The organism is Streptomyces sp. NPDC006384, assembly GCF_042870695.1.
In the GTDB taxonomy this organism is placed as follows: Bacteria; Actinomycetota; Actinomycetes; order Streptomycetales; family Streptomycetaceae; genus Streptomyces.
Genome location: NZ_JBIAHR010000010.1, coordinates 106,157 through 120,608, shown reverse-complemented (window position 1 = coordinate 120,608; position 14,452 = coordinate 106,157). Strand labels below are relative to the sequence as shown.

General features: G+C 74.7%; 10 protein-coding genes. 4 read left to right on the top strand and 6 right to left on the bottom strand.

Annotated elements, in window-relative coordinates; genetic code table 11:
• The first annotated feature begins 69 nt into the window (after positions 1-69).
• Positions 70-330, top strand: coding sequence for a hypothetical protein (locus ACFYOJ_RS15910; RefSeq protein WP_356556800.1), 261 nt, complete (start codon positions 70-72; stop codon positions 328-330).
• On the opposite strand, the gene ACFYOJ_RS15905 is transcribed toward ACFYOJ_RS15910, so the two are convergent.
• Positions 307-1,188: a cytochrome c oxidase assembly protein gene (locus ACFYOJ_RS15905; RefSeq protein WP_356556799.1), complete on the bottom strand. Its 882-nt coding sequence runs from the start codon at positions 1,186-1,188 to the stop codon at positions 307-309. The genes ACFYOJ_RS15910 and ACFYOJ_RS15905 overlap by 24 nt on opposite strands.
• Positions 1,188-1,754 (bottom strand): DUF2243 domain-containing protein, encoded by a 567-nt coding sequence (locus tag ACFYOJ_RS15900; protein WP_356556798.1) that lies wholly within the window; start codon positions 1,752-1,754, stop codon positions 1,188-1,190. Before ACFYOJ_RS15900 ends, ACFYOJ_RS15905 begins: the two co-directional genes overlap by 1 nt.
• Positions 1,755-1,951: 197 nt before the next feature.
• On the opposite strand from ACFYOJ_RS15900, the gene ACFYOJ_RS15895 reads away from it, so the two are divergent.
• Positions 1,952-2,404 (top strand): PPOX class F420-dependent oxidoreductase, encoded by a 453-nt coding sequence (locus tag ACFYOJ_RS15895; protein WP_356556797.1) that lies wholly within the window; start codon positions 1,952-1,954, stop codon positions 2,402-2,404.
• 33 nt (positions 2,405-2,437) lie between these two features.
• Here the strand turns inward: ACFYOJ_RS15895 and ACFYOJ_RS15890 are convergent, their stop codons facing one another.
• Entirely contained in the window at positions 2,438-4,561 is a 2,124-nt protein-coding gene (locus ACFYOJ_RS15890) for an MMPL family transporter (RefSeq protein WP_356556796.1), read from the bottom strand.
• A gap of 305 nt (positions 4,562-4,866) precedes the next feature.
• Positions 4,867-7,257, bottom strand: coding sequence for an excinuclease ABC subunit UvrA (locus ACFYOJ_RS15885; protein WP_356556795.1), 2,391 nt, complete (start codon positions 7,255-7,257; stop codon positions 4,867-4,869).
• A gap of 467 nt (positions 7,258-7,724) precedes the next feature.
• Here ACFYOJ_RS15885 and ACFYOJ_RS15880 point away from each other — a divergent pair, with 467 nt between their 5' ends.
• Entirely contained in the window at positions 7,725-9,788 is a 2,064-nt protein-coding gene (locus ACFYOJ_RS15880; RefSeq protein WP_356556794.1) for a SpoIIE family protein phosphatase, read from the top strand.
• Positions 9,789-9,977: 189 nt separating this feature from the next.
• A complete protein-coding gene (locus tag ACFYOJ_RS15875) occupies positions 9,978-12,029 on the top strand; it encodes a SpoIIE family protein phosphatase (protein ID WP_356556793.1) in 2,052 nt (683 codons plus the stop codon).
• 58 nt (positions 12,030-12,087) lie between these two features.
• Here the strand turns inward: ACFYOJ_RS15875 and ACFYOJ_RS15870 are convergent, their stop codons facing one another.
• Complete coding sequence (locus ACFYOJ_RS15870; protein WP_356556792.1) at positions 12,088-13,428, bottom strand: APC family permease; 1,341 nt, start codon at positions 13,426-13,428, stop codon at positions 12,088-12,090.
• Positions 13,421-14,350, bottom strand: a complete 930-nt coding sequence (locus ACFYOJ_RS15865; RefSeq protein ID WP_356556791.1) for a carbon-nitrogen hydrolase family protein — start codon at positions 14,348-14,350, stop codon at positions 13,421-13,423. The genes ACFYOJ_RS15870 and ACFYOJ_RS15865 overlap by 8 nt, the downstream gene beginning before the upstream one ends.
• Positions 14,351-14,452: the final 102 nt, after the last annotated feature.

The following is a 14,452-nucleotide window of genomic DNA, read 5'->3' as shown; positions in this document are numbered from 1 at the left end:
CGCGGGCCCATCACCGGTCCCGGCCGGGGCATCCGGGAGGAAGTCGTCCCAGCGGAGGAGGCCTGTGCCGTGGTTGCCGTCGCCGTCCTGCTGCTGCCCGGACTCGGGCTGCTGCTCTTCACCATGACGTGGCTGGAGGACCGGCTCTTCCGGGAGGCGGAACCCGCCCGGCACGCCCGGCGCCGCCATCTGCGGCTGATCCCCGGCGGCAGGGCCGGCACGGGCCGGGGGCCGGCACCGGCGGCGGTGCGGTCCTCGGACCCGTCCGCGGGCCGTTCCCCCGCGCCGGCCGGGCGACGCCCGTCCTCAGCGGGCCGGCACGCCGCCTGACCCGGGAACGGCCGGCAGGACGCGCGGGCGGGCGGTGCGCCGCTCGGGCCGCCAGGTGGTCACCAGGGCCGCGGCGAGCAGCAGTTCGGCGATGTCACCGCCGTAGTACATGATCTCGGCGCCCTGCCGCACCTGGTCGGCGGGCGCGTGGACGCCGGGGAGGAACCCGCCGTACATCGCCTGGGCGATCAGGGCGTGGGCGGCGACGGCGATGCCGAGGTACACGAGCCGGGCCGGTACGCCGGGCCGCGCGGGCGCCGGGTCGGGGCCGGCGACGGCGTACGCGAAGAGGCAGCCGGAGAGCAGGAAATGGGCGTTCATCAGCCAGTGTCCGGCGGGGTGCGCCATGGCGGTGGCGTGGAGCGGCGTGCCGTACAGCGGGATCAGGGTGCCGGTGCTCAGCGCGAGGGCCGTGGCGGGGTGGGTGAGCAAGCGTGCGGGACGGCTGTGCAGCAGCCGGGTCACCCGGCGGGCGCGCGCCGGCGGCAGGACGCGCAGCAGCAGGGTGACCGGTGCCGCGAGGACCAGCAGCAGCGGCGCGTACATGCCGATGAGCATGTGCTGGGCCATGTGCCCCCGGAAGTCGGTGTGCGCGGCCGGCCCGAGCGGCGGCAGCACGGCGACGGCGAGCACCGCCAGCGCGCCGAGGAACGACGCCGACCGCCGGCCGTACCCGCCGAGGGCGGGGTTGCGGCGCCGGGCCCGGCGGACGGCGAGCAGATAGCCCGCGGCCGCGGCCAGGAGCGCCAGGACGAGCAGCAGGACGAGCGGGCCCGTCGCGTCGCCGGGGACGGTGTCACCGGCCGGTCCGTGGTGGTGCGGGGTGTGCGCGCCGTCCGCGCCGTCCGTCGGCCCCATCAGGCGCGGCCTTCGGCCCGGCCGGTGTCCCGCGGCGTGCCGGGGCCGGCGCGGCGGCCTCTGCGCTGCAGCAGGAAGCCGCCGGCCAGGAACAGCACGCCGAGGAGGAGGAACCCGGCGTCCCACCAGGCCTGGTGCGGGCCGCCGCGGACGTGGTGGATGCCGAGGATCTGGTGGTCCAGGAGGCCCTCGACGAGGTTGAACAGGCCCCAGCCGGCCAGGATCCAGCCCCACAGCACCCTGGAGGCCCACACCGCGCGCCGGTTGCGGGTGACCCGCGCGTACAGCACGGCCAGGCCCAGCAGGACGGAGAGCCAGCACACGGTGTGGAAGACGCCGTCCCACACGGTGTTCATCTCCAGGCCCGGGACGGTGTCCGGGTCGTAGTACTTCACGCCGATGCGGTCGTGGTCGGTGCCGGTGAGCATGTGGTGCCACCGCAGGAGCTGGTGGAGCAGGATGCCGTCGACGAAGCCGCCGAGCCCGACGCCGAGGAGGATGCCGGGCAGCCGGATGCCGTCCGGCGCGGTCCCGGCCGTCCGGGTCCCGTCCGTCGTGGTGGCCATGTCCGTCCTCCGTCCCGTCCGCGAGGGCGCGCGGACCTCCCGGACACGGTTTCCCCGTCCGGCGGGATCCCGCCGCCGTTGCGCGGCACTCGGGTGACGGCGCCCCCGCGCGCCGCGCGTCGTAGGGTGAGGGGCCGACGGGCCGGCCGCCCGCGGCGGTGCGGGGACGGCCGGGGCGACAGACACCGAGGAGACCCATGGAGACCGGGCAGCACGACGACGCCGACGCGGAGTTCACCGCCTTCTGGCAGGAGCGCCGGGTGTGCTTCCTGTCGACGCCGCGGGCCGACGGCAGTCCGCACCTGGTCCCGGTCGGTGTGACGTACGACCACGCCACCCGCACGGCACGCGTCATCACGAGCCGCGGCACCGCCAAGGTGCGCAACGTCGAGCGGGCCGGCCGGGCCCGCGTCGCCGTGAGCCAGGTGGACGGCCGCCGCTGGTCCACGCTGGAGGGCGTCGCGACCGTACGGGACGACGCCGGCGCGGTCCGGGACGCGGAGGCCCGGTACGCGGCCCGCTACCGGCAGCCCCGGGCGAACCCGGCGCGGGTCGTCATCGAGATCGACGTACGGCGCTTCCTCGGCACGGTGCGTCCCCACCGGGACGCGGCGGACGGCGCCGGGACGGGCGGCGCCCCGGCCGGGTGAACCTCGCCGGCCTGGCGGCGCCGTGTCCCGGCGTCAGGGTGCGGGGCGCGTCCCGGCGGGCCGCCCGCCCGCCGTGTCGCCGGCGGCCCGGTGGCCGGGGCGGCCCGGCCACCACGCGACGTCGCCGATGTCCCGGGCGAGGGCCGGGACCAGCAGCGAGCGCACCACCAGCGTGTCCAGCAGCACGCCGAAGGCGACGATGAAGGCGATCTGCACGAGGAAGGCCAGCGGGATCACGCCGAGGGCGGCGAAGGTGGCGGCGAGCACGACTCCGGCCGAGGTGATCACACCGCCCGTGGCGGTCAGCCCGCGCAGGATGCCCTGCCGGACCCCGTGGTGCAGGGACTCCTGCCGGACCCGGGACATGAGGAAGATGTTGTAGTCCACGCCGAGGGCGACCAGGAACACGAACCCGTACAGCGGGACGGAGGCGTCCGTGCCGCTGAAGCCGAACACGTGGCGGAAGACCAGGGCGGAGACGCCCAGGGTCGCCAGGAAGTTCAGCGCCACCGTCACCACGAGCAACACGGGCATCAGCAGCGAGCGCAGCAGGACGGTCAGGACGACCAGGATGATCGCGAGCACCACGGGGACGATGAGCGTGCGGTCGTGCTCGGCGGTGCGCTGGGTGTCGTACTGCTGGGCGGTGTAGCCGCCGACGAGGGCGTCCGCGCCCGGCACGGCGTGCACCGCGCTCCGCAGGCGGGCCACCGTCTCCTTGGCCGCGTCGCTGTCCGCCGGGGCACGCAGGGTGGCGTCGATCCGGACGCGCCCGCCGACCGTCTTCGGGGCGCCGTCGCCGGGCCGGCCCGACGCGGTGGCCGCGGCGGCGGAGGCGACGCCGCGCGTGTCACGGGCCGCCGTGAGGACGGGGCCGAGCCGGTCCGCGTCCGCGATGATCACGGCCGGGTTGCCGGAGCCGCCGGGGAAGTGCGCGGCGAGGGTCTGCTGCGCGGCGACCGAGGGGGCGTCGTCGACGAAGATCTCGTCCAGCGGGACGCCCTTGGAGTCCAGGGCCGGGGCGAAGGCGGCGCAGGCGAGGAGCGCGGCGAGGCAGATCGCCCAGATGCGGCGCGGTGCCCGGTCCACCATTGCGGCGACGCGGTGCCACAGGCGGTGGCCGGCCTGCGGGTCGTCGGCCCGCACCGGCCTGGCCGGCCAGTAGGCGGCCCGGCCGAGCAGGGCCAGTACGGCGGGCAGGAAGGTGAGCGTGCTCAGGACGGCGCAGACGATGCCGATGGCGCCGACGGGGCCGAGGGCGCGGTTGTTGGTCAGGTCGCTGAGCAGCAGGGCCAGCAGGCCGAGGGCGACGGTCGCCGCGCTCGCGACGACGGTCGCCCACGAGGCGCGCAGCGCGGCGCGCACGGCGCCGAGGCGGTCCGGGTGGCGGGCCAGTTCCTCGCGGAAACGGGCGGTGAGCAGCAGCGCGTAGTCGGTGGCGGCGCCGATGACGAGGATGGAGAGGATGCCCTGGACCTGCCCGTCGACGCGCACGACGCCGTGGTCGGCGAGGGCGTAGACGACCGCGCAGGCCAGGCTCAGCGCGAAGACGGCGCCGAGGATGATGACCAGAGGCAGCAGGACGCTGCGGTAGACGAGCAGCAGGATCACCAGCACCGTGACCAGGGCGACACCGAGCAGCAGCCCGTCGATGCCGGAGAAGGCGTCGGAGAGGTCGGCCTGGGAGGCCGCCGGGCCGGCCAGCTGCGCCCTGGTGCCCGGGACCCGCTCCGCGGCGACGCGGATGCCGTCCAGGACGCCGGGCAGGCGGTCCCCGAGCCCGGGTTCGACCTGTACGACGGCCTGCAGGGCCTTGCCGTCGCCGGAGGCGGAGGCGGGCGTCGGGGGGCCGACGACGCCGGGTCCGCCCTTGAGGGCAGCGACCGCACGGGTGGCCTCCGCCCGGTGGGCGGTGACGTCTGTCCCGCCCTCTGCGGTCCACACGACGATCACAGGCAGGGTCTCGTACCGCTGGAACGCCTTCCGCGCGTCGATGACCCGGGTGGACTCGGCGCTGCGGGGCAGGAAGGCGGCCTGGTCGTTGGTGGCGATCTCGCCCAGTTTCCCGGCGTACGGGCCGAGCGTCCCGCCGATGCCGAGCCAGACCAGGAGCAGGACGACGGGGACGAGCCACCGGGCTCGTGAGGAAGGGGGCATCGGGCCGGGGTCTCCAGGTCTTCCGTGGTGCGGGGCGCCGGCGGAGCCGCTCGCTCGTGAACGGTCCCGGCGACCGGGTCGTGTTCGCCTCCGTGCCGTGCCGGCACACCGACTGGTGCCCGCGCCCCGTCCCTCGATACCGGCGGTCCCCCGCTCTTGATACCGGCGGTCCCCCTGTCCGTCGGCCGGACGGCGGAGCCGGCGGCCGCCTGCCCCTCCTCGTCGGGCCCCCGCTCGTGCGCGCGCCGGCCGCCCCGGAGGGAGCGGAGTCCCCGGAGGCGGGAGGACGGCCGGCACGCCCCCGGTCAGGCGCCGACGTACGCCGCGAGGTGTTCGCCGGTGAGGGTGGAGCGGGCGGCGACGAGGTCGGCGGGGGTGCCCTCGAAGACGATCCGTCCGCCGTCGTGACCGGCGCCCGGGCCGAGGTCGATGATCCAGTCGGCGTGGGCCATGACCGCCTGGTGGTGTTCGACGACGATGACGGACTTCCCGGAGTCGACGAGCCGGTCCAGCAGGCCGAGCAGCTGCTCCACGTCGGCGAGGTGGAGGCCGGTGGTCGGCTCGTCGAGCACGTAGACGCCGCCCTCGTCGGCCATGTGGGTGGCCAGCTTGAGCCGCTGCCGCTCGCCGCCGGACAGGGTGGTCAGGGGCTGGCCGAGGGTGAGGTAGCCGAGACCGACGTCGGCGAGCCGGCCGAGGATCCGGTGCGCGGCGGGCGTGCGCGCCTCACCGGCGCCGAAGAACTCCGCGGCCTCGGTCACCGGCATGGCGAGCACCTCGCTGATGTCGCGGCCGCCGAGCCGGTACTCCAGCACGGACGCCTGGAACCGCTTGCCCTCGCAGTCCTCGCAGGTGGTGGCCACGCCGGCCATCATCGCCAGGTCGGTGTAGACGACGCCGGCGCCGTTGCAGGCGGGGCAGGCGCCCTCGGAGTTGGCGCTGAACAGGGCGGGCTTGACGCCGTTGGCCTTGGCGAAGGCCTTGCGGACCGGGTCGAGCAGGCCGGTGTAGGTCGCCGGGTTGCTGCGCCGTGAGCCCTTGATGGGGCTCTGGTCGACCGTGACGACGTCCGCCCCGGCGGGGAGCGAGCCGTGGATCAGCGAGCTCTTGCCGGAGCCCGCCACGCCGGTGACCACGCAGAGCACCCCGAGCGGGATGTCGACGTCGACGCCCTGCAGGTTGTGTGTGGTCGCGCCGCGGATCCCGAGCGTGCCGGACGGCTCGCGCACGCTCTCCTTGATGCGGGCCCGGTCGTCGAGGTGGCGGCCGGTGACGGTGCCGCCGGCCCGCAGCCCCTCCACGGTGCCCTCGAAGCAGACGGTGCCGCCCGCCGTGCCGGCGCCGGGGCCGAGGTCGACGACGTGGTCGGCGATGGCGATGACCTCCGGTTTGTGCTCCACGACGAGCACCGTGTTGCCCTTGTCCCGCAGCCGCAGCAGCAGCTCGTTCATCCGCTGGATGTCGTGCGGGTGCAGCCCGGCCGTGGGCTCGTCGAAGACGTAGGTGACGTCCGTGAGCGAGGAGCCGAGGTGGCGGATCATCCTGACGCGCTGCGCCTCGCCGCCCGACAGGGTGCCCGCGGGCCGGTCGAGGGAGAGGTAGCCCAGTCCGATCTCCACGAACGAGTCCAGCGTGCCCCGCAGCGCGGTGAGCAGGGGCGCCACCGACGGCTCGTCGAGACCGCGGACCCACTCGGCCAGGTCCCGGATCTCCATTGCGCAGGCGTCGGCGATGGAGACCTTGCCGATCCGCGACGACCGGGCGCCCTCGCTGAGCCGGGTGCCGTCGCACTCGGGGCACGTGGTGAAGGTGACCGCGCGCTCCACGAAGGCCCGGACGTGCGGCTGGAGCGCCTCCTTGTCCTTGGCCAGGAACGTCTTGCGTATCTTGGGGATCAGGCCCTCGTAGGTGAGGTTGACGCCGTTGACCTTGACCTTGACGGGGTCGCCGTACAGGAAGTCCCGCAGTTCCTTCTCGGTGTAGTCGCGGATCGGCTTGTCCGGGTCGACGAAGCCGGACTGGGCGTAGACCTGCACGGTCCACTGGCTGTCGGACTTCCAGCCGGGGATGGTGAAGGCGCCCTCGCTCAGCGACCTGGAGTCGTCGTACAGCTCGGTGAGGTCGATGTCGGAGACGGTGCCCCGGCCCTCGCAGTGGGTGCACATGCCGCCGGTGCGCTCGTAGGTGGCCCGTACGGCCTTCTTGGCGCCGCGCTCGACGGTGATCGCGCCGCTCGCGCGGACCGAGGCGGTGTTGAAGGAGTACGCGCTGGGCGGGCCGATGTGGGGGTCGCCGAGCCGGCTGAACAGGATGCGCAGCATCGCGTTGGCGTCGGTGGCGGTGCCGACCGTGGAGCGGGGGTCCCCGCCCATCCGCCGCTGGTCGACGCTGATCACGGTCGTCAGGCCGTCCAGGACGTCGACGTCGGGCCGCGCCAGGGCCGGCATGAAGCCCTGCACGAAGGCGCTGTAGGTCTCGTTGATCAGCCGCTGCGACTCCGCGGCGATCGTGTCGAACACCAGTGAGCTCTTGCCCGATCCGGAGACCCCGGTGAACACCGTCAGGCGGCGCTTGGGGATCTCGATGCCGACGTCCTTGAGGTTGTTCTCCCGGGCGCCGTGCACGCGGATCATGTCGTGCCGGTCGGCGACGTGCGGCGCAGGCGGGCGAGAGTCGTTCCGCGCGGCCTTGCTCATGGTGTCTCCATCTCTCGGGCGGGACCGCGGACATGGTCTCCGCCGGCACCGCCTGGTCGGTGTGCCCGAGCAGTATCCCCGGTCGTCCCCCGCCACCGGGGCCGAACACCGGATCGAGACGCGGGAGCGGTGGGCACGGGGGCGCGGCGGCACCGCGGGCGCCGGGCGGGGCCTTCGGGGCGACCGGATGCCGGGGCCGCAGGCAGGGCGTAATGTCCGCATATGGGTGACATTCGGTCTGGCCGGCACGGTGCGGCCCTGCCGGAGCCGGCGGGGAGCGGCGGCCGACGCCGGGGTGCCACGCCGGCCGCGGGCCGCGGAGTGCCGGCGCGTCCGGCGCGGCGTCCGCCGCGGGCCGGCGCGGACGGACCACCGGCCGGCGGGCAGGGCCGTGCGGCCGACGGGCTGAGCCGTGCGGCCGGCGCCGGGCAGGTGCCCGCCCGGCCGCCGATCCGGGCGGGCCGCTGATGGACGCCGCGCTGACCGCCGTGATGCGGCAGAGCGGAGCGTTCTGCGGGATGCTCTACGTGCTGCCGCCGGGCGGGGACGCGCTGTGGCTGGCCGTGATGGCGGGGATCCCGCAGGAGATCGCGGCCCCGTGGCGGCGGGTGGCGCAGGACGACCCGATGCCGGTGGCGGACGCCGTGCGCGAACGGCGCCTGGTCTGGGCCGGCGGCCAGGAGGAGATGGCCCGCCTGTATCCCCGGCTGGCGCTCGTCCTGCCGTACGACTTCGCCCTGGCGGCCGCTCCGGTCGTGTCGGACACCGCGGTGCGGGGCGGGCTGGTGCTGCTGTGGCCCGGGGCCCGTCCGGCACAGCTGAGCGAGGTGGAGCGCGACGCCGTCGAGCGGGGCTGCCGCCGTCTGGGCCGGCTCCTGGAGGAGGCGGTGGAACGCGGTGACCCGGTGGTACCCGTCCGACGGCCGCGGACCCTGCCGTCACCGGCCGGGCGCGTCCCCGCCCCCGACGAGGCGGCGGCGGTCTCGGCCTTCGCCGACCGCCTGCCGGGAGGGTCCTGCGCGCTGGACATGAACGGCCGCATCACCTTCATGACCCCGGCCGCCGCCGAGCTCCTCGGCCGATCGGTGACCGAGCTGCTGGGCACCCTGCCCTGGGAGGCGCTGCCGTGGATGGACGTGCCCCAGGTCGAGGACCGCTACCGCGCCGCGCTGATCAGCCGCCGGCCGCAGACCTTCACCGTGCTGCGCCCGCCGGACATGTGGCTGTCCTTCGAGCTGTACCCGGACTCCTCCGGCATCAGTGTCCTCATCCGGCGGACCGCCTCCGCCGAGGACGCTCCCGCGCCGCCGTCCGCGGCGGCCGCGGGCCCCAGCCGCGCCACCGTGCTGTACCACCTGATGCACCTGGCCGCCACCCTGACCGAGGCCGTCGGCGTCCAGGACGTCGTCGAGCAGACCGCGGACCAGTTGCTGCCCGCGCTCGGCGCGCAGGCCATGGCGCTGATGGCGGCCGAGGACGGCCGTCTGCGGATCCTCGGCCACCGGGGCTATCCCGCCGAGCTCATGGACCGTTTCGACGCCGTCCCCCTGAGCCGGGACATCCCCGGCAGCGAGGTGCTGGTCACCGGCGTCCCCGGCTTCTACACGTCCTTCGCCGACCTCGAGCGCGACTATCCCGCCATGACGCACGAGGACGGGATGGCCTCCTGGGCGTTCCTTCCGCTGATCGCCTCCGGCCGCCCCATCGGCTCCCTCCTGCTCGCCTACGACCGGCCCCGCGGCTTCCCGCCCGGTGAGCGCGCGGTGCTCACCTCACTGGCCGGGCTGGTCGGGCAGGCCCTGGACCGTGCCCGGCTCTACGACGCCAAGGACCACCTCGCCCACCGCCTGCAGTCCGCCCTCCTGCCGCACACGCTGCCCCGGGTCCCCGGTCTGAGGGTCGCCGCCCGCTATCTGCCGGCCGCCCGGGGCCTGGGCATCGGCGGCGACTTCTACGACCTCATCCGCCTCGACGCGCGCACGGCCGGTGCCACCATCGGCGACGTGCAGGGGCACAACGTGGACGCCGCGGCCCTCATGGGGCAGGTCCGTACCGCCGTGCACGCGCACGCCACCGTGGGCGTCTCCCCCGACCACGTCCTGGCACGCACCAACCGCCTGCTCACCGACCTCGACCCCGGCCTGTTCGCCAGCTGCGTCTACGTCCACCTCGACCTGGCCTCCCGCCGCGCCTGCCTGGCCACCGCCGGGCACCCGCCGCCCCTGCTGCGGCACGCCGACGGGCACACCGAACTGCTGCGGGTCGCGCCCGGCCTGCTGCTGGGCATCGAGCCGGACGCCGTCTACCCGGCCCTGGAGTTCCCGCTGCCGCCCGGGTGCGTGCTCGCCCTCTACACCGACGGGCTGGTCGAGGCTCCCGGCGTGGACCCGGACGACGCGACGGAAGCCCTCGCCGGACTCCTCGAGCACGCGGACCCGGCCGACCTGGACGCCATGGCCGACACCCTCATCCGGCACGCTCCCGCCCCCGGCGACGACATCGCCCTGCTCCTGATCGGCCCCGCGGACTGACGGGACCCGGCCTCCCCGCACTCCCCCGGCCGGCCCGCGCTCCGGCGGGCCCGTGCCGTGCGGGAGGACGTCCTCCGGCGGCCGGTGCGGCATATGTCGCATATGTTGGCCGAGGCGGGGGCCACGCGGTACGGAGGCGGATCGCCGGTGAGGGGTCCGGCGAGGCCGGTAGGCGCCGGAGGGTGCGTGATGGGTGAGGAGCCACAGCGTCTGGTGAGCGGGATCGGGCTGGACGTCTTCGACGCGGCCCCCGTGGGGGTCCTCGTCTCCCGCGGCCCCGAGCACCGGCTCGCCTACCTCAACACCGTCTACCGGGGCATCTTCGGCGACCGGCCGCTGGGCCGTCCGCTGCGCGAGGTGTTCCCCGACCTCGCGCAGACCGGCTACTTCGACATCTTCGACCGCGTCCTCGCCACGGGGCGCGCGGAACGGCTCTCCACCGCCCCCGTCGACGTGGCCTACCCGGGCTCGGCGGCCGGACGGACCCGCTACTTCGACTTCAGCGTCTCCCGGGCCACGCTCGGGGCCGGCGAACGCGGTGTGCTGGCCGTCGTGGTGGAGGTCACCGAACAGGTCGAGTCGGCGGAACGCATCCGGGTCCTGGCCGAGCAGCGCCGCCGTGCGCTGCTGCGCTACCGCAGCCTGGTCAACGCCGGTTCGCAGATCGTGTGGGTGACGGGTCCGCGGGGCGGGGTGATCGAGCCGAGCCCCGCCTGGGAGCGGGTGACCGGGCAGACCTGGGAGCAGTTCCGCGGCGAGGGATGGCTCGACGCCGTCCACCCCGACGACCGGCAGGCGACCGCCCGGGCGTGGCAGCGGGCGCTGGCCGAGGTGCCGACGGACTTCACCTGTGTCTACCGGCTCCGTCTGGCCGACGGCCGCTACCGGCACTTCGCGATCTACGCCGCCCCCGTCCACGACGGTGACACGCTGGTCGAATGGGTGGGCACCTGCGCCGACATCGAGCAGGAGTGGCAGGCCGGCCGCCGGGAGGAACTGCTGGCCCGCGCCACCGACGCCACGGCCGACACGGCCGGCCTGGAGGAGATGCTCGACGCCCTCAGCCATGTGATCGTGCCCGACATCGCCGACACCTGCTGCCTCTATCTCCTGCCCCAGACCCTGGAACGGCCCCCCGGGGCCGCGCTGACCGCGGAACGCCTCGTCGCCGTCACCCGCCCCGGTCTGCCCGACCTGGCCCCCCATCACGAGGAACACCTGCGGCCGGGCACACCGCTCGCCCGCGCCGTGGAACAGGGCCGCCCCGTGCTCTCCGTGTTCCCGCCCGGCGAGCCGCCCCCGGACCTCGCCGCGGCGGGGACCGCTCCCTGGCTGCCCGAACGGGCCAACAGCGTGGTCCTGTTCCCCGTCGTCGCGGACGGCTCGACCGTCGCGCTGCTCGTCGTGGCGACCAGCGGCGACCGGCCCCCGCTCGACCGCCCCGACATCGACCTGCTGCGCGAGCTGGCCGACCGGGTCCACACGCCCCTGCACAACGCCTTCGAGTTCCAGCGCACCCGGCACACGGCGCTCGCCCTGCAGCGCAGTCTGCTCACGTCCCCGCCCGACGTGCCCGGGGTGGAGATCGCGGTCCGCTACCGGCCGAGCGCCGCGGGCGCCGAGGCCGGCGGCGACTGGTACGACGTCTTCGTGCTGCGGGACGGGGCCACCGTGCTGACCGTCGGCGACGTGGCCGGGCACGATCTGTCCGCCACCGTCACGATGGGCCAGGCGCGCAACATGCTCCGGGGGCTGGCCCTGGACCGCGAGGAGCCGACCTCGGCGATCCTCCACCGCCTGGACCAGTCCCTGCAGCTCCTCCGGCCGGACACCACCGCCACCTGCGTCCTGGCCCGGCTGGAACAGCGGGCGACCGGCCGCTTCCGGCTCCAGTACTCCGTCGCCGGGCATCCGCCGCCCCTGCTCGTCGGCCCCGACGGCACGGCCCGCTTCCTGTCCGGGGCGCGCGGCCCCCTCATCGGCGTCCTCCCCGACCCCGGGTACACCAGCGCCCGCGAGCCGCTGCCGCCGGGCTCCACCCTGCTCCTCTACACCGACGGGCTCGTGGAGCGCCGGGACGAGGACATCGGGACGGGGCTGGAACGGCTGCGCCGCCGGGCCGCCGAAGCGGCCCGGCGGCCTCTCGAAGTGTTCTGCGACGACATCCTGGCCGGCATGCTCCCCGCCGGCGGTGACGACGACGTGGCCATGCTCGCCGTGCGCGTGACCACCGGCCGGTGACACCCCTCCCCCGCGCTCCGGGCGGCGGCACCGCACACGCCGGCCGGCGCGTGCGGTGTCACCCCGCCGGTACCGGCTCCTCCTCCGGCTCGAGCCCGGGGGTCGGGCGGCGGAATCCGCGGGTGAGCCAGAACAGGTAGCCGCAGCCGGCCGCGAGCCACACCAGGCCGATGGTGAGCGCGTCCGCGCTCAGCCGGGTGAGCAGGTAGACGGTGACGCAGGCGCCGAGCGACGGCACGACGACGTACCCGAGGACGCCGCCGCCGGCGGCCTCACGGTTGCGGAGGTAGAAGACCACGACGCAGACGTTGACCGCGGTGAACGCCGTGAACGCGCCGAAGTTGATGAACGACGTCGCGGTCTGCAGGCCGATGTCCAGCCCGGTCAGGCACATCGCCCCCGTCAGGAGGAGGCTGAGCACCGGTGTCCGCGTGCGGGGGTGCAGCGCGCCGAAGAACCGCCGCGGCAGGACGCCGTCCCGGCCCATGCTGTACAGCAGGCGGCTGGAGCTGAGCTGCACGGCGAGACCCGAGGCGAAACCGGCGATGATGGTGGCCATGTTCGTCCAGTCGGCGAAGGTCTGACCGCCGACCTGCACGGACATCGTGTACGAGACGATGTCCGGGTCCGTGAACCGGCCGCCCGGGTGCACGAGTTGCATGATGTAGGCGACCGCGGCGAACAGCAGGCCTCCGATCGCGACGACGAGGACGACGGCGCGGGGGATGGTGCGCCGCGCGTCACGGGTCTCCTCGGAGAGCGTGGTGACGGCGTCGAAGCCGAGGTAGGAGTAGGCGGCGACGGCCGCGGCGGCCGATATGCCGGCGAGCCCGCTGTCCGCGTTCCACAGCGGCGCCGTGTACGACCGCGGCTCGTGGTCCGTGAGGTGGACCAGGCAGTAGGCGACGAACAGCAGCACCAGGAGGACCGCGAACCCGGTCAGGAGCTTGTTGACACGGTCGGCCAGCGAGACGCCGATGATGTTGACCAGGGTGGTCAGTCCGGCGTTCAGGAGCATCCACGCCCAGACCGGGACGGCCGGGAACTGCGCGTTGAGGTACACGGACTGGACGAGCCAGGCGACCATCGGCAGGAACAGGTAGTCCAGCAGGACGAGCCAGCCGACGAGGAACCCGGCCCGCCCGCCCAGCACCTTGCGGGCGTAGCCGTACGCCGATCCGGAGACCGGGAAGTGCCGGGCCATCTTGGCGTAGCTGAGGGCGGTGAGGCACATCGCGCCGGTGGCCACGAGGAACGCGGTCGGGGCGGTGCCCGCGCTGGCCGCGGCGATGACGCCGAACAGCACCATCACGAGGCTGGGCGCCATGTAGGCGAGCCCGAAGGTCACCACGGAGGCCAGTGACAGTCTGGGGGCGAGCCCCGCGGAGGTCTCACTCACGGCCGGCACCGTCCTGGGCGGTGCCGGCCTGGGCGGCGGGGCGCGGCGCGGCGGCCGCCTCGGGCGCGACGGCCGGGCGCCAGGTGGCCGGGTCGATGTAGCCGTTGTACAGCGGGAGTTCGAGGCGGCTGTCGCCTTCCCGGAAGTGTTCCCAGGGCCAGGAGTCACCGCTCGTGCCGTGGGTGCGCGCCGCGCCGACCCGGTCGAAGTCGACGACGCCCACGAAGGTGGCGTCCTCCATGCCGGCGGCCGGGATCTGGAAGTGTCCCTCCGGGTCCACGAGCAGGGTCCCGCCGTGGGCGGTGGGGGACGCGCCGTTGACGCTGGCCACCCAGATCTGGTTGACGATGGCGTTCGCCTGGTTGAGGGGGATCTCCTGCGTCCGGCCCGTCGTCGGGGTCTGGACCAGGTTGATCACCAGTTCGGCGCCCATCCACGCCAGATGCCGGGTGACCTCCGGGTACCAGCTGTCGTAGCAGATCGACAGGCCCACCCGGCCGTGACCGGGCATGTCGAACACGACGAACTCGCGGCCGACGCAGAACGGCTCGTAGGGGCGCCAGGTGAAGATCTTGCGGTAGGCGGCGACCCGCTCCCCGTCCGGGTTGTAGACCACCGCGGTGTTGTACACAGAGCCGTCCTCCGCGCGTTCCAGGACCGTTCCGGGGACGAGCCAGACGCCCAGTTCGCGGGCGAGGGCGCCGAGCGCCCGGCCGCGCGGGCCGTCGAGCGGTTCCGCGTACAGGCCGATGGCCTCCTGCTCGGACATCGACTCCACGCCCAGTGAGCACAGGTGCAGTTCCGGATAGACGACGAGCTGGGCGGCGTTGGGGGACTTCATGCGCCGGCGCAGTCCGTCGGCGAAGTCCTCGAGGGACTCCGCGGACGTCTGGACGAGGGCGATGCGCAGATACCGGCTCATGGGGACTCCTGGGACGACGGACGGGCCGCGGCGGACGGGCCGCGACGGAAAACGGGAACGCGCAGGGGCTGCCGCTCGCGGCCGGGCCCGGCGGGCGAGGCC

Excerpts from the sequence above, each read along its gene's own strand:
- ACFYOJ_RS15895 (WP_356556797.1), top strand. The coding sequence starts at position 1,952 with ATGGAGACCGGGCAGCACGACGACGCCGACGCGGAGTTCACCGCCTTC.
- ACFYOJ_RS15900 (WP_356556798.1), bottom strand. The coding sequence starts at position 1,754 with ATGGCCACCACGACGGACGGGACCCGGACGGCCGGGACCGCGCCGGAC.
- ACFYOJ_RS15890 (WP_356556796.1), bottom strand. The coding sequence starts at position 4,561 with ATGCCCCCTTCCTCACGAGCCCGGTGGCTCGTCCCCGTCGTCCTGCTC.
- ACFYOJ_RS15880 (WP_356556794.1), top strand. The coding sequence starts at position 7,725 with ATGGACGCCGCGCTGACCGCCGTGATGCGGCAGAGCGGAGCGTTCTGC.
- ACFYOJ_RS15885 (WP_356556795.1), bottom strand. The coding sequence starts at position 7,257 with ATGAGCAAGGCCGCGCGGAACGACTCTCGCCCGCCTGCGCCGCACGTC.
- ACFYOJ_RS15905 (WP_356556799.1), bottom strand. The coding sequence starts at position 1,188 with ATGGGGCCGACGGACGGCGCGGACGGCGCGCACACCCCGCACCACCAC.
- ACFYOJ_RS15875 (WP_356556793.1), top strand. The coding sequence starts at position 9,978 with ATGGGTGAGGAGCCACAGCGTCTGGTGAGCGGGATCGGGCTGGACGTC.
- ACFYOJ_RS15865 (WP_356556791.1), bottom strand. The coding sequence starts at position 14,350 with ATGAGCCGGTATCTGCGCATCGCCCTCGTCCAGACGTCCGCGGAGTCC.